Genomic DNA, 20994 nt, shown 5'->3' on the forward strand with positions numbered 1-20994 from the left:
CGTGACCATGCAGCGGGTGATCGTTTCGGGTGGCGGCGTTTCGGGTGGCGCGGTTTCGGTGGTGGCGGCCGAGGTGCCGCGACCGGGGCCGGGCGAGGTGCTGGTGCGGACGGCGGTGGCCGGGGTCTGCGGGTCGGACACGCACGCGCTGGCCGGCTCGCACCCGTTCATCGAGCTGCCGTACGCGCCCGGGCACGAGGTCTGCGGCACGGTCGAGGCGGTCGGGCCGTCGGTGACCGCGGTGACGGTCGGTCAGCGGGTCACCCTCGAGCCGTTCCTGCCCTGCTGGGCCTGCAAGCAGTGCCGGGCCGGCCGGCAGAACATCTGCGAGCGCCTGCGCTTCTTCGGCTGCGCCCACGACCAGGGCGGCATGGCCGACCTGTTCACGATCGACCAGCGGCGCCTCCACGTGATCCCCGACGGGCTCGACTGGCGCACGGCGGCCTTCATCGAGCCGCTGGGGACGCCGGTGCACGCCATCGGGCTGGCCGGCGGCGTACGCGACAAGGCCGTGGCCATCCTCGGGGCCGGCACCATCGGCATCCTGATGGTGCAGGCCGCGCGGGCCGGCGGGGCCACCCGCGTGGTGATGACCGCGCGGTCGGCCGCCTCCCGGGAGCGGGCGCTGAGCTTCGGCGCGGACGCGGCGATCGACGCGACCTCGCCGTCGGCCGCCGACGACGTGCGCGACGCCCTGGGTGAGAGCGCCGACGTGGCCTTCGACTGCGTCGCCGAGCAGTCGACCAGCGACCAGGCAATGGCCATGGTGATGAAGGGCGGAACGGTCGTGGTCGTGGGGGTGCCGCCCGCGGACGTGACGATCCCGCTGCCGCTGATCCAGGACGCCCAGCTGCGCATCCAGGGCAGCGCGACCTATCTGCCGGCCGACTTCACCGAGGCCATGCGCCTGCTCGAGTCGGGCGCGGTGGACGTCTCGGGCATGGTCACCGCCGTGCATCCGCTGGCCGACGCGGCCACGGCCTTCGCCGATGCCTCCTCGGGTCGCCATCTCAAGGTCCTCCTGTCCGCCGTGGGCTCCGGCCGACTTTAGGGCGTCTCCGGGCCCGGCCCGGAGTTATCCACATTCCGGAGTTGTCCACAGCGACCCCTGTTGGTTACCGGCCGGTAATGCGACAGTGGGGCCATGGCGGATTACGACGTCGTGATCGTGGGCAGCGGCTTCGGCGGCAGCGTCAGCGCTCTGCGCCTGGCCGAGAAGGGCTATCGCGTCGGGGTGCTCGAGGCGGGCCGCCGGTTCACCCGTGACACGCTGCCCAAGACCTCGTGGGACGTGCGGAACTTCCTCTGGGCGCCCAAGCTCGGTCTGCGCGGCCTGCAACGCATCACGCTGCTCAAGGACCTCGTGGTGCTGTCGGCGGCCGGGGTCGGCGGCGGCTCCCTGGTGTACGCGAACACCCTGTACCAACCGCCCGCGACGTTCTTCGCCGACCGGCACTGGGCCGGCATCACCGACTGGGCCGGCGAGCTGGCGCCGTTCTACGACCGGGCCTCGCGCATGCTCGGCGTCACCGAGCAGCCCACGATGACCCCGTCCGACCTGGTCATCCGCCGGGTCGCCGACGAGATGGGAGTGGGCCACACCTTCCGGCGTACGCCCGTGGGGGTGTATTTCGGCGAGGCGGGCCGGACGGTGCCCGATCCGTTCTTCGGCGGCGCCGGCCCCGACCGCACCGGCTGCGTCGAGTGCGGCAACTGCATGATCGGCTGCCGGATCGGCGCCAAGAACAGCCTCGACGTCAACTACCTGCACCTGGCCGAGCGGGCCGGCGCCGTGATTCACCCGTCCACCGAGGTCACCGCGTTGCGGCCGGCCGACGGTGGCTGGCGGCTGACGACCTCCCGGGGCGACTTCACCGCCCGCGACGTCGTCCTGGCCGCGGGCGCGCTCGGCACCCAGCGGCTGCTGCACGCCATGCGGGACACCGGGGTGCTGCCCGGCCTCTCCCCGCGGCTGGGCGCCCTCACCCGCACCAACTCCGAGGCGCTGCTCGGCGCCCAGGCCACCTCGGTGCCGGCCGAGCCCTACTCGCGCGGCGTGGCGATCACGTCGTCGTTCCACCCCGACGAGACGACGCACATCGAGCCGGTGCGGTACGGCCCCGGCAGCAACGCGATGGGCCTGCTCTCCACGCTGCTGGTCGACGGCGGCGGGCGGCTGCCGCGCCCGTTGCGCTTCCTCGCCCAGGCGCTGCGCCACCCGTACGTGCTGATGAAGTCGATGTCCGTGCGGCGCTGGAGCGAACGCTCGATCATCGCGCTGGTCATGCAGACGGCCGACAACTCGCTCACCGTCCGCCGCACCCGGGCCGGCCGCCTCACGACCGGCCCCGGCCACGGCACCCCGAACCCCACCTGGATCCCGGTCGGCCACGACGCCGTACGGCGCATCGCCACCCACATCGGCGGCTACCCCGGCGGCACGGTCGGCGACATCTTCGACATCCCCATGACCGCCCACATCCTCGGCGGCGCCACGATCGGCGCGTCCCCCGATTCCGGCGTCGTCGATCCCTACCACCGCGTCTTCGGGTACGAGGGCCTGCACGTCATCGACGGCTCGGCCGTGCCCGCCAACCTGGGCGTCAACCCGTCGCTGACCATCACGGCGCTGGCCGAGCGGGCCGTGGCCCTGTGGCCCAACAAGGGCGAGCCCGACCCACGCCCCACGGCCGGCGAGCCGTACCGCCGGCTGACGCCGGTCGCCCCGCACGCCCCCGCCGTGCCGGCGCACGCTCCGGCCGCTCTCCGGTCGGTCACCTAGGCGCAGATGCGGCCACGGCCACCGGCGCATGCGAGCCGAACGGGCGAGTTCGCTGGCGCGTTACCGTTTCGGTCGAATGGGTTCCGTGATGCGCTGATGGTGGACCGCGCATCGATGAATGCGGTGGTGTGATCGCGGGGTGGTCGTCAGACTGCGACGATGATCGATAGGGCTCTGCTCGACCACGCGCGGCGGCTCTGGGCGGAGTTGTCCGGAGCGACGGTCGCCTTTCCGTCCACCGGCTTCGAGGTGACCGTGTCGCAGCGGTCGTTGCTGTGCCCGCCGGGTTGGGTCGGCCTTGTCGCCCTGCGAGGGGGCGCGGTCGTCACAGCGCCGGACGAGGACAGCGCGGAAGCCGTGCGGCAGGCCCTCGCCGGGGTGAGCGTGAAAGCCCTGACCGATCCGGCGTTCCTGCGACACAGGCTGCCCGTCGCCGACGTGCTCGGCCCGGCGACGCTGGCGTATGGCGACGCCTCGTGCCTCCGCCTTGTCGAGAGCCGGACCGAACGCCCCGCCACGGATCAGATCGAGCCGGGCGCCGCGGACCACCTCCGACAAGTCACCGCAGCCCCGATCGAGCAGCGCGCCGCAGCCCGAACCGAACAGACCGCCCCAGCCTGGAACGAGCAAGCCGCCGCAGCCCGGATCGAGCAGGCCTCGGCGGCGGAGCTGACGTCGTTGGTCGGCAAGGTGAGCGAGGCCGAGGCCGGTGAGGCCGGCTTGGACGAGGTCACGTCGCCGGTTTTCGTTCTTCGCTCCGGCGGCGAGATGGTCGCGGCGGCCGGATACGCGATCTGGCCCGCGGGGACCGCGCATCTCAGTGTGCTGACGGCGGCGGAGTATCGGGGCCGGGGATTGGCCCGTGCCGTGGCCTCGGCTGCCGTGGCCGACGCGTCGGCGGCCGGGCTGGTGTCCCAGTGGCGGGCCCGGCCGGAAGCGTCCCGGCGCGTGGCCCGGGCTCTCGGCTTCGTCGAGCTCGGCGCCCAGCTCAGCATCCGCCTCCAGCCGGCGGCTTGAGCGATGCCGAGGCTCGTGGTGGTCACCGGGCCGATCGCTTCGGGCAAGAACGCCGTTGCCGATCACCTCGTCCGTCGTCTGACCGGGCCGGGTCATACGGTTGTGGTGGCGGACGTCGACGACATCGCCGCGATGGTGATGCCGGCCGGTGCCGCACGCCGGGACCTCTGGTTCTCGGCCCACGGGGCCCACGGCGCCCTCGTCGGACGTTGGATGCGCTCACCGGTCGACTTTGTCATCGCGGTCGGCAACATCTACTCCGCCGAGGAACAGGCCGCACTGACCGAAGCGCTGCCCGACGGCGCGGCGCCGCTGTGGGTGCTGCTGGACGCGCCGGTCACGGTGACGCTCGTCCGGGCTCGAGACGATCCGGGCCGAGGGTTGTCGCGCGACCCGGAATTCCATCGGGCCGCGCATCGCCGCTTCCGGGCGCTGCGGCCCGGCATTCCGGCCGACCAGACGTTCGATGCGCAAGCGATGACGGCCGACCGGATCGCCGACGCGATAAGACTGTGAGCTGCCCCGTTCCGCGGCTTCCTCGTCCGCCGCAGCCGGACTCGGCCCCCTCCTTGTCCTCGCGGCACCACCACGCTTGACGAGCAGGATGGCCCCGACTCCTTGCCCGCCACAGTCGAACTCGGCTGTTCCTTGTCGTCGCGACACGGCCACGCTCGACGAGCAAGAGAGACCCGACTCCTCGCCCGCCACAGCGGAACTCGGCCCCCTTCTTCCGGTCGCGGCACCGCCACGCTCGACGAGCAAGAGAGACCCGACTCCTCGCCTGCCACAGCGGAACTCGGCCCCCTTCTTCTGGTCGCGGCACAGCCACTCTTGACGAGCGGGATGGCTCTTGAGGCGAGTTCCAGGACTGTCAGACGAGCGCCAAGCCGGCGAAACGAACGCCCAGACCGTGCGATAGCCACCGAGGCCGCGAAGCGAAGGCCGGAGCTTTCGAAACGAGCGTCGCGGCCGCGAAGCGAATGCCATGGCCTCTCGACAAGCGTCGCGGGCGGGAATCAATCCATGAACCTGAATGGATTTGCGGGCCGCTCGGGTCGTCGTCGGCGAATCGGATGTCGACGTCGAAGCAGGCACGCCGGACGAAACAGCGAGGCCGCCGGACAAGCGCCATACCTTTGGACAACGCCGAGACCGTCGAACAGCCGCCGAGGTTCGAAGCGAGCACCGAGTGGCGTCGGACAAGCGCCGAGCCCGTCGGGCAAGCGCCGCGGACGGGCGGCGAACCGCAAAGGCTGTGGAGCAATGGACGAGCCGCCCCGGCACCGGAGAATCAGCGACGAGGCGGCTCGGGATCGGGTGACGGACGGCGTCAGGCGATGGTGCAGGCGGAACCGTTCAGGGTGAAGGCGGACGGCGCGGTGGCGGAGCCGCCATGGGTGGCCTGGAAACCGAACGACGTGCTGCCGTTGGGTGCAATCGCGCCGTTCCACGCGATGTTCCGGGCGGTCACGGCGCCACTCGAACCGGTCAATGCGGCGTTCCAGGAACTCGTGATCGTCTGGCCGGCGGGCAGCGTGAAGCCGAGCGCCCAGCCGTTCAGCGCGGTCGATCCGGTATTCGCGACGGTCACATTGGCGGTGTAGCCGTTATTCCACGAGTTGGTCGCGTAGGTGACACGGCAGCCGCTCGAGGCCGGCGGGGGCGAAGTGGGCGGGGTGGTCGGCGGCGGGGTGGTGGTCGGCGGAAGTCCGCCGCCGTTTACCGTGGCCGAGAAATCGGTCACGGCCAAGCCGGTGCCGCCGATCCACGGCTCGAATCCGGCCTGGATGCTCGTCAGATACCAACTATTAGTGATCGCACCGCGATTCTGAGTGTCGCGGATGAAGTCCAGGACGCTGAAGCTCCAGCTGGTGATCGGGGACGGCGCGACGTACGAGATCACCGCGTTGGCGCCGTTGCTGCCGCGCCACACCTCCCAGGTGCGCCCGCCGATCGTCGCGTTGCCGACCACCGAGCCGATGGGCTGGATCGGTCCCTGGCGGTTGAACCAGATCATGATTTCCTGTGCGTTGACGCCGTCGGTGCGCGGCGACGGGTCCAGCCAGATGTCGAACGCCGCGTCGTAGGTGGCACCGGAGACGTACCGGTAGCTGACGCTGCTGGTCGCGCTGGAGATGTCGCTGACCCGGATCGGCAGGTTGGTGCCGGGCGAGCACCGGGTGTAGTGGCAGCCGAAATAGACCGCCGGATAGGACACCGGGGCGCCGCTCGTGCTGCCCACGCCCTGCTGGCTGGTGATGGTGAAGCCGTTGCCGGTGACGTCTATGCACTGCTGGGCCGAGGTGCCCCAGCGGTTGTTCATCACGACGTAGCGGCCGCCGATCGTGGTCTGCCCGTACTGCTCACAGATCTCGGCATCGGCCGAGGCCGGGCCGGGGGCGGCGAAGGCCGTCACGGCTGCGGTCGCCAGCAGGCCGGCGGCCAGGGTGGCGCGGAGAAGACGTCTCATTCCGAGCTCCTAAGGAGGGGGATCCCGTGGGGACGGGCACGGTGGGAGCGCTCCCAGGTGACGTTACAGGACATTCACGAGCATGAAAAGAGGTCTCCTCGATCCACCTCCACGGGTGTAACGCCGGGCAGAATTGCGACATGCGGAAGGGCGCAATTTGCACTCAGAACTGTCGCGAGACAGAATGCAACCGTATCGACATTCACGGCGAAGCGGCATGAGCATTGTCGTGGTTCAAATGACATCGCTGCAGGAGCGGGGCACACCATGGCCAAGCAGGTAATAACCCTTCTGACCGACGACCTCGATGGCGGAGAGGCCGATCGCACCGTCGAGTTCGGACTGGACGGTGTGAACTACACGATCGACCTCTCCGAGAAGAACGCGGGGAAGTTGCGCAAGGCGCTCGACCCATTCCTGACCGCGGCCACCCGGGTGGGACGCACGGCTGTCGTCTCGCCGACCCGGCGTACCGCTCCCGCGAGCACGGGCCGCGCGAGCCGCGATCAGAATCAGGCGATCCGCGAGTGGGCGAACAAGAACGGCTTCGAGGTCTCCGAGCGCGGCCGCATCCCGAGTCACATCGTTGAGGCGTACCACAGCAAGCGTTAGTTTCATCGGCAAGAATGAACGGCGTCGTCGATCTCCGGCGGCGCCGTTTCTCGTCCGAGGAGAACGCTATGCCCGTGGTGATCGTGACCGGCGCGTCGAGCGGAATCGGGCGCACCACGGCGGAACGGCTCGCCGGCAACGGCACGACGGTGGTGCTCGCCGCCCGCCGGGCCGACAAACTCGAGGCGCTCGCCGCCCGCCTGCCGGGCGCCGTCGTGGTGCCGACCGACGTCCGCGACCCGGCCGCGATCGAGCGGCTCGTCGAGCGGGCCGCCGCGGTCACCGGTCGCATCGACGGCCTGGTCAACAACGCCGGCATCGGGGGCGCGGCGTCGATCCTGGCCGCCGACGAGGCGGTCGAGGCCATGCTTCAGGTCAACCTCCTGGCCCCGATCCGCCTCATGCGGGCGGTCGTGCCGATCATGCGCACGCAGCGGGCCGGCGCCATCGTCAACATCGGTTCGGTGGCCGGCGAGGTCGGCATCAGCGGCACCTATTCGGCGACCAAGTTCGCCCTGCGGGGCCTGACCGATTCCGTACGCCGGGAACTCGCCGGAACCGGAATCGGCGTCACGCTGGTCGAGCCCGGCTACATCGCGACCGCCGGCAACAACCACCGCAGCGGTCTGCCCGGCCCGGAAATCGTCGCCGCGGCGGTGGAGAAGGCCCTGAACCGGCCCCGCCGCCGCATGGTCGTCCCGGTGAAGTATCGGGCCGCGATCGTCGCCGCCCATCTCCTCCCCGCCCTGGCCGACCGCATTTACGCCGGAAAGGCGGCCGGCAAGGACGAGATCAAAGGACGGCTCTAGCGCTTGTTTCGCGGTGGGGGCGCCGGCTCTCACTGCGAAACAGGCGCCCGCGGTCAGAGGTGCGGCAGGATCTTGTCGAGGCGGGCCGGGAGGTCGCGGACGCGCACCCCGGTGGCGTGCCAGATCGCGTTCAGGATGGCGGCCGGGGAGCCGACGATGCCGATCTCGCCGACGCCCTTGCTGCCCATCGGGTTGATCTGGTCGTCCTGCTCGTCGAGCCACTCGGCCTCGATCGACTCGATGTCGGCGTGGCTCGGGATGTGGTATTCGGCCAGGTCGTGGTTGACCCAGACGCCCATCGCGGGGTCGAGCACCGACTCCTCGTGCAGGGCCATGCCCATTCCCATGATCATGCCGCCCAGGAACTGGCTGCGGGCCGTGCGCGGGTTGAGGATGCGGCCGGCGGCGTACATGCCGAAGAGGCGGGACACCCGCACCTCCCCGGTGACGGCGTCGACGCGTACCTCGGCGAAGTGGGCGCCGAAGGCGTGCTTGCCGTCCTTCTCCTGCTGCTGGACCAGCTCGGTGCTGTCGAAGACCGCCTCGTCCGAGGAGGGGTCGCCGGACCGCAGAGCCTGGCACGCCCCGGTCACGGCCCAGCCCCACGAGGCGCTGCCCGACGAGCCGCCGGCCACCGAGGCCTTGGGCAGCGTGCTGTCGCCGATACGGACCCGCACCTGGGAGAGCGGGACGCCGAGCGCGTCGGCGGCGATCTGCGTGAGGATCGTCCGGGCACCGGTGCCCAGGTCGGTCGCGGCGATGGACACCTCGTAGTCCCCGGACGACAGGCGGCGGGCCCGGGCGGTCGACGGCTGGGCCATGGTCGGGTAGGTCGCCCCGGCCACTCCCGTGCCGATCCACCAGTCACCCTCGCGACGCTGCCGCGGACGGGGGTCACGGTCCGCCCAGCCGAACCGCTCTGCTCCCCGGCGCAGGCACTCGACGTAGTGCCGGCTGCTGAACGGCACGCCCGACTCGGGCTCGACCGACGGCTCGTTGCGCACGCGCAGCTCGATCGGGTCGAGCCGCAGAGCCACGGCGAGCTCGTCCATCGCGCATTCCAGCGCGACCATGCCGGGCGCCTCGCCGGGCGCGCGCATCCACCGCGGGGTCGGCATGTCGAGACGGACCAGGCGGTGTCCGGTACGGCGGTTCGGGGCGGCGTACATGTGCCGGGTCGCCACCACGGTCTGCTCGGCGAACTCGAAAAGCCGGGACGAGTGCTCGACGGCCTCATGATCAATCGCGGTCAGCCGGCCGTCCGACGAGGCCGCGAGCCGCACCCGCTGGATCGTCGGGGTGCGGTGGCCGACCATGCTGAACAGCGCCTGCCGGGGCAGGGCCAGGCGGACGGGACGACCGGTGACCCGGGCCGCCATGGCGGCGAGCACGGCGTTGGGGCGGGCGCTGCCCTTGGAGCCGAAGCCCCCGCCGACGTGCTCGGTGATCACGTGCACGCGCTCGGGCGGGAGGTCGAAAACCGTCCCGACCGCGGCCGCGATGCCCGGCGGGTGCTGGTTCGAGTCGTACAGGACCAGGTCGTCGCCGTCCCACAACGCGGTCGTGGCGTGCGGTTCCATCGGGTTGTTGTGCAGCGCCGGCGTGCGGTACGTGACGTCGATCGTGGTCGGCGAGGACTCGAACGCGGCGTCGACATCGCCCGACGCGGTCTCGCTCGGGAATGCCGGGTTGACCTTGTCCGGCGTGTAGAGATCGGGGTGGTCGGTCCGCAGCACGCAGTCGTGCGGTTCTTCGTCGATCTCGACCACCAGCAACCCGGCCGCCCGGCGTGCCGCCTCCAGGGTGCGGGCCACGACCAGGGCCAGCGCCTGCCCGCGATAGCGGATCTCATCGGACTGGAACACCGCCAGCTCGGGATCGTCGGCCTCGCTCAGCCGCGGCGCGTTGCCGTGCCACAGCACGGCGATCACGTCGTCGGCCTCGACCAGCGGGTCGACGGTCACCCCGGTCAGGGTGCCGCGGGCGACCGTCGACTGCGCCACCCAGGCGTACGCGAGCTCATCGCCCACCGGATACTCGGCGGCGTAGCGGGCCGTTCCCCGCACCTTGTCCTGTCCCTCGAGGCGCTCGATCGGTTGCCCGACGGCCCGGTCGGTCGTGGTCGTCATGCGAGGCCCTCCAGCACCGAGGCGACGAGGTTGCGGATCAGCGGGACCTTGAACGCGTTGTCGCGCAACGGCTCGGCGGCAGCCAGTTCGGCGTCCGCGGCGGCCCGGAACGACTCGCGGGTGGCCGGCCGGCCGCGCAGCGCCTCCTCGGCGGCGAAGGCACGCCAGGGCTTGTGGGCCACCGCGCCGAAGGCGAGCCGGACGTCGGTCACCGTCCCGTCGGTGATCTGCGCCGCGGCGGCGACCGAGCCCACCGCGAAGGCGTACGAGGCCCGGTCGCGGACCTTGCGATAGGCCGACCGGGCGGCGAACCCGAGCGACGGCACGTCCACCGCGGTGATCAGCTCGCCGTGCTCGAGGACGGTGTCGCGGTCGGGGGTGTCGCCGGGCAGCCGGTGCAGCTCGGTGACCGGCACCGTCCGCTCCCCGGCCGGCCCGCTGATCCGCACGACGGCGTCGAGCGCGGCCAGGGCCACCGCCATGTCCGACGGGTGCGTCGCCACACACGAGGGCGAGGCGCCGAGGATCGCCAGGTTGCGGTGGTCGCCCTCGCGGGCCGGGCAGCCGGAGCCGGGCCGGCGCTTGTTGCACGGCATCGTGGCGTCCATGAAATAGCGGCACCGGGTGCGCTGGAGCAGGTTGCCGGCGGTGGTGGCCATGTTGCGCAACTGCCCCGAGGCGCCCGCGAGCAGCGCCTCGCTGAGCACCGGGTAGTCGCGGCGCACCCGCGGGTCGGCGGCCAGGTCGCTGTTGCGGACGCCGGCGCCGATCCGCAGCCCGCCGCCCGGGAGGTCGCCGACCTCGCCGAGCCCGAGCCGGTTCACGTCGACCAGCACGTCGGGCGTGGCCACGCCCAGCTTCATCAGATCGACCAGGTTGGTGCCGCCGGCCAGGAAGGTCGCGCCCGGCTCGAGTCCCTGGGCGACGTCGGTGGCGGTGCGGTAGGTGAACGTCTTCATCGGCCGGCCGCCTCGCGGATGGCCGGAATCATGTTCGGATAGGCGCCGCAGCGGCACAGGTTGCCGCTCATCCGCTCGCGGATCTCCGCGTCGGTCAGCTCCTCGTCGCCGATGGCGCTGGGCCAGCCCTTGGCCACCTCGTCGAGCATCCCGACGGCGGAGCAGATCTGCCCCGGGGTGCAGTAGCCGCACTGGAAGCCGTCGTGCTCGACGAACTTCTGCTGCACCGGGTGGTCGACGCCCTCGATCGTCGTGACCGACGCGCCCTGCTGGCTGATCGCCAGGATCAGGCAGCTGTTGACCCGGCGCCCGTCCAGCAGCACGGTGCAGGCGCCGCACTGCCCGTGGTCACACCCCTTCTTCGAGCCGGTGAGCCCCAGATGTTCGCGGAGGGTGTCCAGCAGGGTGGTGCGCGGGTCGAGGTCGAGACTGTGCTCGACGCCGTTCACGACGAGATCCATGAGCGGCTCCTACCCGGACGAAGGTGGTTCAACCGTCCGGCCCCGGGTAGCGATAAGGCATGCGAGTCGTGATCGTGGGAGCCACGGGGAACGCCGGAACAGCGCTGTTGCGGCGCCTGAACGCCGAACCCGACGTGTCCGTCGCGGGAGTGGCGCGGCGGCTGCCGTCCCCGACCGGTGTGTACGCCAAGGCGACCTGGAGCTCGGTCGACATCGGCGTCGCCGGGGCCGAGGACCAGCTGGCCGAGGTTTTCGCGGGCGCCGACGCCGTGGTCCACCTGGCCTGGCAGATCCAGCCCAGCCACGACCAGCGGGTCCTCTACCGCACCAACGTGCTCGGCAGCCGCGCCGTGGCCAAGGCGGTGCTGCGGGCCGGGGTGCCCGCGCTGATCTTCGCCTCCTCGGTCGGGGTCTACTCACCCGGGCCCAAGGACGCGTACGTCAACGAGAGCTGGCCGCGGGCCGGGGTGCTGCCGTCGTCCTACAGCCGGCACAAGGCGCTGGTCGAGTGGATGCTCGACCAGATCGAGGCCGACCACCCGCAGCTGCGGATCGTCCGGCTGCGCCCCGGGCTGATCTTCCAGCGCGCGGTCGGCACCGAGATCTCCCGCTACTTCGCGGGCCCGCTGCTGCCGGCGTGGCTGTTGCGACCGCAGTGGCTGCCGGTGGTGCCCTCGCATCCGGCCCTGCGGGTCCAGGCGGTGCACGCGGACGACGTGGCCGACGCGTACGCCCGGGCGATCCTGTCCGACGCCCAGGGCGCGTTCAACATCGCGGCCGGTCCGGTGCTCGATCCCCGGGTCGCGGCGCGGACGTTCCACGGCGTCCAGGTGCCGGTCCCGGGTTTCGTGCTGAAGGGCGCGGCCGCCGCGAGCTGGTGGCTGCGGCTGCAGCCGGTCGACGCGGGCTGGGTCGAGCTCGGCCTGAAGGCGCCGCTGATGTCGTGCGACCGCGCGGCGACCGAACTCGGCTGGCACCCGCGCCGCGACGCCGTGTCGGCCCTCAAGGAACTGATCGCCGGGATGGCCGACCGCGCCCACGACGACGGCGGGCCGCCGCTCTCGGGTGACCCGGCGCTGCCCGGCCGGCTGGGTGGCCTGCTGAAGGGCCGCCTTCCCGGCACCGGCAATCCTTACTAGGTTCGGCGCATGATCTTCGACGCCGAGCGCCTCCGCACGCACTACCCCGCCCTCGGGGAGGGTTTCCTGCACTTCGACGGCGCGGGCGGCACCCAGCCGGCCGAGCCGGTGATCGCGGCGATCGCCGGAGCGATGCGCACGGCCGTGGCCAACCGTGGCACCGCGCACGAGCCGGCCCGCCGCTCCGGGGAGATCGTCGCCGCCGCCCGCTCCGCCGTGGCCGACCTGGTCGGCGCCGACCCGGCCGGTGTGGTGTTCGGGCCGAGCGCCACCGCGCTGACCTATCTGGTGGCGCGCACGCTCGCGGCGGGCTGGGGCCCGGACGACGAGGTGGTGGTCTCCCGGCTCGACCACGACGCCAACGTCCGCCCGTGGGTGCAGACCGGCGCGACCGTCCGCTGGGCCGACGTGGACGTGAAGACCGGCGAGCTTTCGGTGGAGCAGTACCGTTCGCTGATCGGCCCCCGCACGCGCCTGGTGGCGATCACCGCGGCGAGCAACGCCACCGGCACCGTGCCGGCGGTCCGGGAGATCGCCGACCTCGCGCACGCGGCCGGCGCCCAGGTGTACGTGGACGGCGTCCACGCCACCGCGCACCGCCCGACCGATGTCGCCGCGCTCGGCGCCGACTTCTACGTGACCAGCGCGTACAAGTGGTCGGGCCCGCACTACGCGGCGGTGGTCGCCGACCCGTCGGTCTGGGAGCCGCTGCACCCGGTGAAGCTGATACCCTCCCCCGCCGGGGCGCCGGACCGCTTCGAGTACGGGACGCTGAGCTTCGAGCTGCTGGCCGGGATCACCGCGGCCGTCGACTTCCTGGCCGGGCTGACCGGCGCCGAGGGCGACCGGCGCAGCCGCGTGCTGGCGAGCCTGGCCGCGGCCGAGCGACACGAGAACGCGCTGCTCACCCGGCTGCTCGACGGGCTCGCCGCCGACGACCGGGTGACGATCTGCGCGGCGGGCGCCGAGCGCTGCCCCACGGTCTCGTTCCGGATCGCCGGCGAGGCGCCGGCCGACACCGCCCGGCGGCTGGGCGAGCGGGGCATCTGCGTCTCGCACGGCGACTACTACGCGGTCGAGTACTTCGAGGCGGCCGGGCTGCGGTCCACCGGCGGCGCGGTACGGGCGAGCATCTACCACTACAACACCGCGGACGAGGTCGACCGCCTCCTCGAAGCGCTTCTCACGCCACCAGTGGCATCCGGTCGGTGATCTGGCTCAGCGCCTCGGTGCCGTCGACCGGGCTCGAGTACAGGTAGCCCTGGCCCAGCGGACAGCCCAGCCGGGCCAGCAGGTCGCGGTGGGCCGGGTCCTCGATGCCCTCGGCGATCACGGTGAGACCGAGCACCTGGGCCAGGTTGACCAGCCCGGCCACCAGCGCGCGCTGGTGCGGGTCGTCCACCACGCCGTCGACGAACGCCTTGTCGATCTTCACCACGTCGATCGGGCGGCGGCGCACGCTGCCCAGCGCCGACGAGCCGGCCGCGAAGTCGTCGATGGCCACCCGGACACCGAGGTCCCGCAGCACGGCCAGGTCGTCCCACATCGCCTCGTGGTCGCCGTCCAGCAGGCTCTCGCTCAGCTCCAGCATCAGCGCCTGCGGCGGCACCCCGGCGTACGACAGGGCCTGCCGCACCAGGTCGACGAAGTTGCCCTCCCGGAACTGCCGCACCGACACGTTCACGCTGACGAACGGCTGGCGGGTGCGCGGCAGGATGCGCCGCCACTGCGCGACCGTGTGCAGGGCCTGGTCGAGCACCCAGCGGCCCATCGGCACGACCAGGCCGCTCTCCTCGGCGACCTCCAGGAACTCGGCCGGCGCGACCACCCCGCGGGTCGGGTGGTGCCAGCGGACCAGGGCCTCGAAGCCCACCGGCTCGTCGGTCGCCAGCTCGATGATCGGCTGGTAGGCCAGCAGGAAGTGCCCCTCGTGCACGGCGTGGTCCAGGGCCGAGCGCAGTTCCAGCCGCTCGACCATCGAGCTGTGCAGGTGGGCCTGGTAGCGCCGCCACTGGTTCTTGCCGGCGCCCTTGGCGACGTAAAGGGCCAGGTCGGCCTGGCGCAGCAGCTCGTCGGGGGTGTCGGCCTCGGGCGTGGTGGTGATGCCGATGCTGGCCACCGCGGTCAGCTCCGAGCCGTCGTCCATCGCGATCGGCTCGGCCAGCGCGGCCAGGATCCGCTGCGCCGTCTCCTCGACCGCACCCGGGTCCTGGACGTTCTCGACCAGCGCGGCGAACTCGTCCCCGCCGAGACGGGCCGCGGTGTCGTCGGCCCGCAGGGCGGCCGCGATCCTTTTGGCCACCCCGATCAGCAGCTGGTCGCCGACGGCGTGGCCGAGCGTGTCGTTGACCTTCTTGAAGTCGTCCAGGTCGATGAAGAGCACCCCGACCACCGAGCCGTCGCGGGCGCCGCGCTGCAGCGCGTGGCCGAGCCGGTCGTGGAACAGCACCCGGTTGGCCAGCCCGGTCATCGAGTCGTGGAACACCCGGTGCGTGAGCTCCTGCTCGAGCCGGCGGCGCTCGGTCACGTCGCGCAACGTGAGCACCAGACCGGCCACGGTCGGGTCGGAGCGCAGATCCTGCCCGTGCATCTCCAGCAGGACCTCGGCCCGCCCGGCGGTCAGCGCCCGGAAGTCCAGACCCTCCTGCAACCCGTCGCCGGTGCGCAGGGCGGCGAGCACCTCGGCCAGCCGCGAACGCTCACCCGGGTGGATGACCGCGGCCATCGGGCTCGCGACCGGGTCGGCGCCCAGGACGGCGGTGGCCGACGGGCTCGCGTACCGGATCTCGTCCTGCTCGTCGACGATGAGGATGACATCCGAGGTCTTCTGGACGAGCGTACGGAAATAGGTCTCGCTGTTGCGGCGGATGACCTCCTGGCTCAGACCGATGCGCTCCAGGGCCAGCGCGGCCTGGGTGGCCAGCACCTCGATCGCCCGCTGCAGCCCGCCCAGCGCCGGCGTCGGCCCGCCGACGTGCAGCACCCCGACCAGCGAATCGCCGGTCGGCCGGTCGGTCAGCACCATCGGGCAGCGCAGGGTCATGGCGAAGTGGTTGAGCCGCACGGCGACCGCCCAGTCGACGTCGCGGGTCGCCAACAGGCGGGCCGCGGTGCCGGTCGAGCGGTCCACGGCCGCCTGCGCGACGGCCTCGGGCGACAACAGCCCCGGCTGGGCGATCGTCACGGCCAGCACGACGGCATGCGGGGTGTCCGGCGGCAACAGGTGGGCCACCGCGACCCGGACGGCCTCGGAGACCTGGTCGGTGTCGGCCGCCGAGACCAGGGCCGCGGACGCCTCCCGCAGCGCCCGCTCCCGGGCCAGGGCTTGCCGGTGACCGGCCGTGATCCCGGCCACCCGCACCAGGACCAGCAGGAACGTGATCACGCTGAGGACGGCCACCACCGTCAGATCCGGCTGCTCCCGGAACATGCTGGTCAGGAGCACCGCCGGGACCGCCATCGCGGAGACCCCGAGCAGGGTGAGACGGCCACGGCCCAGCCCCGGAGCGGGCAGGCCGGCCGGGCCGTCGAGGTCGGCCATCGAGGAGTGCAGGGCGGCCAGCCCGGCCGCGGTGTAGAGGGCGAACCGGCCCAGGGCGACCACCGGCGCCTCGACCAGCGACAGCGCGTGGCCGACGTCGACCAGCAGGAACACCAGCACGCCGCCGGCCAGCAGACGCACCGGGAAGACCGGCCGGTCACTGATCAGCAGACGGGTCAGCATGCCGAGCAGCAGCAGGTCACCGACTCCGAAGGCGACCGCCGTCCACGAATCCCCGCCGGCCAGGCCCGGGGCGACCAGGAAAGTCCAGGCCAGCAGCGCGACAGCGGCGGTGAGCGTGAGGGCGTCGAGCATGGCGGCCCGGTCCCGCGCTCCCCCCGTACGGCGTCGCAGCAGCACGAAAAGCATGCCGGCGAACAGCGGATAACCGGCGACGACCAGGATCGCGCCCGCCGTGACCAGGCCGGGAATGTGGGTGGTCAGCGAGTCCGGCGCGCGGTGCAGGGCGGTGCCGACCGCGGTGAGCGCGATGGCGGTGGCCAGCAGCCGCCACGGCAGGCGACGGGCCGGCCGGTTGAGGCGCACCCCGAGACCCACGACCAGGACCGCCGAGGTCCCGGCGAGCAGGCGCAACACCGACTGCGCCCCGGCCGGCGCGGCGATGAACAGCGCCGCGAGCAACGCCATCCAGCCGCCGAACAAAGCGGCGACCCACCGTGGGGGCATGCGCGTTCCTTTGGTTGTCTCGGGGGACCTCCGTTGCGAGCCGTCTCATCGGCCGCCGAGGGTCGTAGTTGAGCAACCGGGCACAATCAGTGGGTGCTCCTGGAGTTCATTCGCGGCAACACCAAGCCGGCAACCGTCCCGTTCGTCCCCGAGATCACCCTCTACCAGGCGGACGAGCCGATCGCGCTGTGGGAGAAGACCGAAGAGGGCGGCGTCTCGCAGCCGCCACCGTTCTGGGCCTTCGCCTGGGCCGGGGGCCAGGCGCTGGCCCGGCATGTGCTCGACCACCGCGACCTGGTCGAGGGGCGCTCGGTGCTCGACCTGGCCACCGGGTCGGGGCTGGTCGCGGTGGCCGCCGCCCGGGCCGGGGCGACGCCGGTGACGGCCAACGACATCGACCCCTACTCGCTGGCCGCGGCCGAGGCCAACGCCGCGGTCAACGACGTCTCGGTGCGGCTGCTCGAGGCCGACATCCTCGACTCGGACGAGTCGTACGGGGTGGTCCTGGCCGGTGACGTGTTCTACAGCCGGGAGATGGCGGGGCGGGTGCTGCCGTTCCTGCGGCGGGCGGCCGGGCGGGGGTCGCTGGTGCTGGTGGGGGACCCGGGGCGGGCCTATCTGCCGGGGTCGGGGCTGGTGGAGCGGGCGACCTACGACATCCCGGTGCCGGTGTCGCTGGAAGGCGTCGACACCCGCCGTACCAAGGTCTGGCAGTTGACGACGGCCTAGCTTGAGCTTTGACCCGTTCGGCGAGGCCGTGGGGTTGTCGAGGGTTCCGAAACCCTCGCCCGACCCGGGCTGGGGTGAGCCGTTGCGGCGTTGCCGGGCGTTCCCAGGGCCGGATCCACATCAGGCACACTGATCATCAGACAGCCCTTGATTCGGTTTTTCTTCCCTCGACAAGAAGAGATGATCGATCAAGGGCTGTCCCCATGATCAGCCGGGGTCGATGCCACCCAGCCGCAGGTTAAAACTCAAGCTAGGGTCTGTTTCGTAGCCGCGGGCCGAGCTCGAACGCGGCCCCCGTCGGCCGGCACCGCTGCTGAACCTGCCAGCCGTGACCATCCACCCGTGGGTCTGTCACGAGACCAAGTGCCCGGCTCAGGTGCTGGGCCGCTTCAACAAGTCCGTCGTCGGCCCGCCCGTCGAGCGCTCGAGCCGGCTGTCGGATGCTGCTGCACCTGCTCGACGGTCATAACACTGAGCAGGTCCGCGACACCCTCCTCGCCATGCTCAACACTTTCAGAGATTCTTCTCGAGCAGCATCCGCAGGCCGAAACCGTCCTCGACCACGTCGTCGGCGTCCGGGCCGGCCGGCTCGAGCGACGTCCGCGCCGACGGCATGAGCACAGCCCGCCCCACCCCGGCCCGCCGCGCGCAGACGACGTCGCGGCGCGGGGTGTCACCGACGAACCAGCACGCCTCCGGCGGCAGCCCCAGCTCGTCCGTGGCGTTCCAGATCATCTGCGGGTTGGGTTTCCGGACGCCGGCCTCGTCGCTGTAGACCTGCACGGCGAAGAAGTGCCCCAGCCCGGCCTTGTCGAGGAAGTCGCGGTGGGCCGCCCCCGACAGCGTGTTCGAGACCACGGCCAGCGGGATCCCGGCGTCCGCGGCCGCCTGCAACGCCTCGGGGATGCCCGGTCGCAGCGCCCACTTGTCCCGCCAGGCCCACTCGTAGCTGAGCTTGCGCACCGCTCCCCGCACCGGCACCTGGGCGGCCGGCGGCCACCCGGGCAGGATGAACCGTTCCCACACCTCGCCCTGGCTCAGCTCGTCGGGCCAGTCCTCGTCCCGCCAGGCGCGGTAGGCCACGGCGCCGTCGGTGAGCGACCGCTGGATCTCGCCGGGCGTCAGCGCCCCGTGGACCAGGTTGAAGATCCGCAGCACCAGACCGGGCGGCGCGGTGCGCTGCGGGGGCGCGTCGGCCAGCACTCCCCCGAAGTCGAGCAGGATCGCAGCGGGACGCATGTCAGCGGGAGGTGCCGAGGGTCCAGGCGCGCACCCCGCCGACGATGCCCGCCGTGTTGGGGACCACGACCACGTCGTCGCCCATGCGCGCGAGCTGGGCGGGGGTGATCAGGCGCGAGTTGCCGCCGCCGAGGTAGACCCGGTCCCACAGGAACACCGGCCGCAGCCCCTCCACGACGTTGCGCACCCGGCGGGACCAGAGCGCGTCACCGAGGCGCCGGCGTTCGTGCTCGCCGATGTACGTGTCGTACGACATGCCCCACCGCACCGGCGCCTGCGACATCTCGAGGTGCGGGGCAAGCGCACCGCCGTCGAACAGCGCGCAGCCCAGCCCGGTGCCCAGCGTCAGCACCAGTTCGCAGCCCGTCCCGGCGACCACACCGGCCCCGTGCACCTCGGCGTCGTTGAGCACGAGCGTGGGCCGGCCGAACGCGTCCTCGAGCGCCGTCCGCGCGTCGAAGCCGAACCAGGCCTCCTGCAGGTCAGGGTCGATCTTGGTGCGGGGGCCGCTCCGGGTGATGTAGTGCGGGGTCGCCACGACGACGCCGTGCCGCAGCATGCCCGGCATGCCCACGGTGACCCGGTCGTGCGCCGGCAACCGCTCGCCCAGCTGCACCAGCGTCTTCACGAACAGGTCCGGGGGCAACGGGTAGGGGGTCGGCACCCGCAACGGCTGCGCCCGCATCGTTCCGGCCTCGTCGAGCACGGAACCCTTGATGCCTCCGCCGCCACAGTCGATCGTCAGGGTGAAAGCCACGCCGCCAGTTTGCATGGAGTACACCTCCTCGCACAGCAATTGTGACCCGGTATCGTCGCTGCGGTGTCCAGGGCCGTCCGGGTGAGCACCCGCAATGCGAGCTTCCAGCAGTGGCAGGCGCTGCTGACCAACCGCACCAAGCGTCACCGGGCCGGTGAGTTCCTGGTCCATGGCGTACGCCCCATCTCGCTCGCCGTCGACCACGGCTGGGAGATCCGCGACCTGATCTACCCCGACCGCCAGTCGCTGTCGTCGTGGGCGCGCGACATCCTGGAGCGCAGCGGCGCCCGGCCGGTGGCGATGTCCCCCGAGCTGGTGGCCGAGCTGGCCGACAAGGACGCGGCCGAGCTCATCGCCGTGGTGGCGCTGCCCGCCGCGCCGCCGCTGCCCTCGTCGGGCGACCCGCACCTGCTGGTCGTGGTCTTCGACCGGCCGAGCGCACCGGGCAACATCGGCACGCTGATCCGCTCGGCCGACGCTTTCGGCGCCGCCGCGGTGGTGGTCACCGGGCACGCCGCCGACCCGTACGACCCGAAGTCGGTACGGGCCAGCACGGGCTCGATCTTCGCGCTGCCGGTGATCCAGGCCGACGGCCCGGACGAGGTGCTGCAGTGGGCGTCACGGACGGGGGTGCAGCTGGTCGCCACCGACGAGCACGGCGCGGTGGAAGTGGCCGACCACGACCTGACCGGGCCGACCGCGCTGCTCATCGGCAACGAGACCACGGGATTGAGCACGGCCTGGCGGTCGGCCGCCGACGTCCTCGTCCGCATCCCGATCACCGGCGCCGCCAGCTCTCTGAACGCGGCGACGGCGGCGACGGTCGTGCTCTACGAGGTCAGCCGGCAGCGGTCCCGCGGCTGACCTTCTCCCAGGCCCGCAGGTCGGCTTCGCGCTGCCGCAGAGCCCCGGCGATCGCGTCGGTCGCGTCGTCGCCGAGCGCCAGCCGCAGCGGCGCCTCCGGGCTGTTCACCGCGGCCAGGATGGCGGCCGCCGCCTTCGCCGGGTCGCCCGGCTGCCGGCCGTCCATGGAGTCGACGGCCGCGCGGGTCGCCGAGGTCGAGACCGCGTACGCGTCGATCGTGCGCGAGCGGTGCATCCGGGCGCCGCCGAACTCGGTGCGGAACGCTCCCGGCTCGACGATCAGAACCCGTACGCCGAAGGGGGCGACCTCGGCGGCCAGGGCCTCGGAGACGCCCTCGAGCGCGAACTTGGCCGCGCAGTAGGCCCCGAAACCCGGCATCGTCACCTGGCCGCCCATCGAGCTGATCTGCACGATCGTCCCGCGGCCCCGGATCCGCAGGTGCGGCAGCGCGGCCTTGGTCACCGCGACCGCGCCGAAGAACATCACCTCCAGGTGCCGCCGGAGCTCGTCCATCGTGAACTCCTCGACCGCGCCGACGCTGCCGTTCCCGGCGTTGTTGACGATCACGTCGAGGTGGCCCAGGTCGCGGACGGCGCCGGCGACCACGTCGTCGACCTGCCGCCCGTCGGTGACGTCCAGGGCCGCCGTACGGGTGGCGCCCAGCCCGGCCAGCGTCTCGAGCCGGCGGGCGGTCGCGACCACCTGATCGCCCGCGGCCAGCGCGGCCTCGGCGATCGCCCGTCCGAAGCCCGCCGAACATCCCGTGATGAGCCAGTTCTTCATGGTGTCCACCCTGGC

18 protein-coding genes are annotated in these 20994 nt (G+C 72.2%); 10 read left to right on the forward strand and 8 right to left on the reverse strand.

What is annotated here, in order from left to right; translation table 11 throughout:
* The first annotated feature begins 7 nt into the window (after positions 1-7).
* From HJC40_RS29450 to HJC40_RS29465, 4 genes are all read left to right on the forward strand, one after another.
* Positions 8-1051 (forward strand): zinc-binding dehydrogenase, encoded by a 1044-nt coding sequence (locus tag HJC40_RS29450; RefSeq protein WP_250006141.1) that lies wholly within the window; start codon positions 8-10, stop codon positions 1049-1051.
* Positions 1052-1144: 93 nt separating this feature from the next.
* Positions 1145-2782 (forward strand): FAD-dependent oxidoreductase, encoded by a 1638-nt coding sequence (locus tag HJC40_RS29455; protein ID WP_250005992.1) that lies wholly within the window; start codon positions 1145-1147, stop codon positions 2780-2782.
* Between the two features lie 159 nt (positions 2783-2941).
* Entirely contained in the window at positions 2942-3799 is an 858-nt protein-coding gene (locus tag HJC40_RS29460; RefSeq protein WP_250005994.1) for a GNAT family N-acetyltransferase, read from the forward strand.
* Between the two features lie 3 nt (positions 3800-3802).
* The gene (locus tag HJC40_RS29465; RefSeq protein WP_250005996.1) at positions 3803-4315 is read left to right on the forward strand and encodes an AAA family ATPase; all 513 of its coding nucleotides are present in this window, start codon (positions 3803-3805) and stop codon (positions 4313-4315) included.
* Between the two features lie 814 nt (positions 4316-5129).
* Here HJC40_RS29465 and HJC40_RS29470 read toward each other — a convergent pair.
* The gene (locus HJC40_RS29470) at positions 5130-6269 is read right to left on the reverse strand and encodes a cellulose binding domain-containing protein (RefSeq protein WP_250005998.1); all 1140 of its coding nucleotides are present in this window, start codon (positions 6267-6269) and stop codon (positions 5130-5132) included.
* 267 nt (positions 6270-6536) lie between these two features.
* Between HJC40_RS29470 and HJC40_RS29475 the strand changes: the two genes are divergently transcribed.
* Complete coding sequence (locus HJC40_RS29475) at positions 6537-6881, forward strand: Lsr2 family protein (protein ID WP_250006000.1); 345 nt, start codon at positions 6537-6539, stop codon at positions 6879-6881.
* Between the two features lie 68 nt (positions 6882-6949).
* Positions 6950-7690 carry an SDR family oxidoreductase gene (locus HJC40_RS29480; RefSeq protein WP_250006002.1) on the forward strand — a complete coding sequence of 247 codons (741 nt, stop codon included), beginning with the start codon at positions 6950-6952 and terminating at the stop codon, positions 7688-7690.
* A gap of 53 nt (positions 7691-7743) precedes the next feature.
* Here HJC40_RS29480 and HJC40_RS29485 read toward each other — a convergent pair whose 3' ends face one another.
* The 3 genes from HJC40_RS29485 to HJC40_RS29495 are packed head-to-tail and all read right to left on the reverse strand — an operon-like array spanning position 7744 to position 11239.
* Positions 7744-9819, reverse strand: coding sequence for a xanthine dehydrogenase family protein molybdopterin-binding subunit (locus HJC40_RS29485; RefSeq protein ID WP_250006004.1), 2076 nt, complete (start codon positions 9817-9819; stop codon positions 7744-7746).
* The gene (locus tag HJC40_RS29490) at positions 9816-10778 is read right to left on the reverse strand and encodes a xanthine dehydrogenase family protein subunit M (RefSeq protein WP_250006006.1); all 963 of its coding nucleotides are present in this window, start codon (positions 10776-10778) and stop codon (positions 9816-9818) included. Before HJC40_RS29490 ends, HJC40_RS29485 begins: the two co-directional genes overlap by 4 nt.
* Positions 10775-11239: a 2Fe-2S iron-sulfur cluster-binding protein gene (locus tag HJC40_RS29495; RefSeq protein WP_250006008.1), complete on the reverse strand. Its 465-nt coding sequence runs from the start codon at positions 11237-11239 to the stop codon at positions 10775-10777. Before HJC40_RS29495 ends, HJC40_RS29490 begins: the two co-directional genes overlap by 4 nt.
* Before the next feature lie 59 nt (positions 11240-11298).
* Here HJC40_RS29495 and HJC40_RS29500 point away from each other — a divergent pair, with 59 nt between their 5' ends.
* Both HJC40_RS29500 and HJC40_RS29505 read left to right on the forward strand, forming a co-directional pair.
* Positions 11299-12378, forward strand: a complete 1080-nt coding sequence (locus tag HJC40_RS29500; RefSeq protein WP_250006010.1) for an NAD-dependent epimerase/dehydratase family protein — start codon at positions 11299-11301, stop codon at positions 12376-12378.
* Positions 12379-12387: 9 nt separating this feature from the next.
* A complete protein-coding gene (locus HJC40_RS29505) occupies positions 12388-13590 on the forward strand; it encodes a cysteine desulfurase-like protein (protein ID WP_250006012.1) in 1203 nt (400 codons plus the stop codon).
* On the opposite strand, the gene HJC40_RS29510 is transcribed toward HJC40_RS29505, so the two are convergent.
* Entirely contained in the window at positions 13562-16606 is a 3045-nt protein-coding gene (locus HJC40_RS29510; RefSeq protein ID WP_250006014.1) for a bifunctional diguanylate cyclase/phosphodiesterase, read from the reverse strand. The genes HJC40_RS29505 and HJC40_RS29510 overlap by 29 nt on opposite strands.
* A 93-nt stretch (positions 16607-16699) precedes the next feature.
* On the opposite strand from HJC40_RS29510, the gene HJC40_RS29515 reads away from it, so the two are divergent.
* On the forward strand, positions 16700-17335 hold the full coding sequence (locus HJC40_RS29515; RefSeq protein WP_250006016.1) for a methyltransferase: 636 nt from the start codon (positions 16700-16702) through the stop codon (positions 17333-17335).
* Between the two features lie 513 nt (positions 17336-17848).
* Here the strand turns inward: HJC40_RS29515 and HJC40_RS29520 are convergent.
* Positions 17849-18574 carry an HAD family hydrolase gene (locus HJC40_RS29520; RefSeq protein WP_250006018.1) on the reverse strand — a complete coding sequence of 242 codons (726 nt, stop codon included), beginning with the start codon at positions 18572-18574 and terminating at the stop codon, positions 17849-17851.
* A 1-nt stretch (position 18575) separates the two neighbouring features.
* Complete coding sequence (locus HJC40_RS29525; protein ID WP_250006020.1) at positions 18576-19331, reverse strand: ROK family protein; 756 nt, start codon at positions 19329-19331, stop codon at positions 18576-18578.
* A 63-nt stretch (positions 19332-19394) separates the two neighbouring features.
* Here HJC40_RS29525 and HJC40_RS29530 point away from each other — a divergent pair, with 63 nt between their 5' ends.
* The gene (locus HJC40_RS29530; protein ID WP_250006022.1) at positions 19395-20195 is read left to right on the forward strand and encodes an RNA methyltransferase; all 801 of its coding nucleotides are present in this window, start codon (positions 19395-19397) and stop codon (positions 20193-20195) included.
* Here HJC40_RS29530 and HJC40_RS29535 read toward each other — a convergent pair.
* Positions 20170-20979, reverse strand: coding sequence for an oxidoreductase (locus tag HJC40_RS29535; RefSeq protein ID WP_250006024.1), 810 nt, complete (start codon positions 20977-20979; stop codon positions 20170-20172). The genes HJC40_RS29530 and HJC40_RS29535 overlap by 26 nt on opposite strands.
* Positions 20980-20994 lie beyond the last annotated feature (15 nt).

The sequence above is a fragment of the Actinoplanes sp. M2I2 genome, from assembly GCF_023544445.1.
GTDB lineage: Bacteria > Actinomycetota > Actinomycetes > Mycobacteriales > Micromonosporaceae > Actinoplanes.

Excerpts from the sequence above, each read along its gene's own strand:
- HJC40_RS29485 (WP_250006004.1), bottom strand. The coding sequence starts at position 9,819 with ATGACGACCACGACCGACCGGGCCGTCGGGCAACCGATCGAGCGCCTC.
- HJC40_RS29505 (WP_250006012.1), top strand. The coding sequence starts at position 12,388 with ATGATCTTCGACGCCGAGCGCCTCCGCACGCACTACCCCGCCCTCGGG.
- HJC40_RS29495 (WP_250006008.1), bottom strand. The coding sequence starts at position 11,239 with ATGGATCTCGTCGTGAACGGCGTCGAGCACAGTCTCGACCTCGACCCG.
- HJC40_RS29460 (WP_250005994.1), top strand. The coding sequence starts at position 2,942 with ATGATCGATAGGGCTCTGCTCGACCACGCGCGGCGGCTCTGGGCGGAG.
- HJC40_RS29500 (WP_250006010.1), top strand. The coding sequence starts at position 11,299 with ATGCGAGTCGTGATCGTGGGAGCCACGGGGAACGCCGGAACAGCGCTG.
- HJC40_RS29490 (WP_250006006.1), bottom strand. The coding sequence starts at position 10,778 with ATGAAGACGTTCACCTACCGCACCGCCACCGACGTCGCCCAGGGACTC.
- HJC40_RS29475 (WP_250006000.1), top strand. The coding sequence starts at position 6,537 with ATGGCCAAGCAGGTAATAACCCTTCTGACCGACGACCTCGATGGCGGA.
- HJC40_RS29455 (WP_250005992.1), top strand. The coding sequence starts at position 1,145 with ATGGCGGATTACGACGTCGTGATCGTGGGCAGCGGCTTCGGCGGCAGC.
- HJC40_RS29480 (WP_250006002.1), top strand. The coding sequence starts at position 6,950 with ATGCCCGTGGTGATCGTGACCGGCGCGTCGAGCGGAATCGGGCGCACC.
- HJC40_RS29520 (WP_250006018.1), bottom strand. The coding sequence starts at position 18,574 with ATGCGTCCCGCTGCGATCCTGCTCGACTTCGGGGGAGTGCTGGCCGAC.
- HJC40_RS29510 (WP_250006014.1), bottom strand. The coding sequence starts at position 16,606 with ATGCCCCCACGGTGGGTCGCCGCTTTGTTCGGCGGCTGGATGGCGTTG.
- HJC40_RS29450 (WP_250006141.1), top strand. The coding sequence starts at position 8 with ATGCAGCGGGTGATCGTTTCGGGTGGCGGCGTTTCGGGTGGCGCGGTT.
- HJC40_RS29465 (WP_250005996.1), top strand. The coding sequence starts at position 3,803 with ATGCCGAGGCTCGTGGTGGTCACCGGGCCGATCGCTTCGGGCAAGAAC.
- HJC40_RS29470 (WP_250005998.1), bottom strand. The coding sequence starts at position 6,269 with ATGAGACGTCTTCTCCGCGCCACCCTGGCCGCCGGCCTGCTGGCGACC.
- HJC40_RS29535 (WP_250006024.1), bottom strand. The coding sequence starts at position 20,979 with ATGAAGAACTGGCTCATCACGGGATGTTCGGCGGGCTTCGGACGGGCG.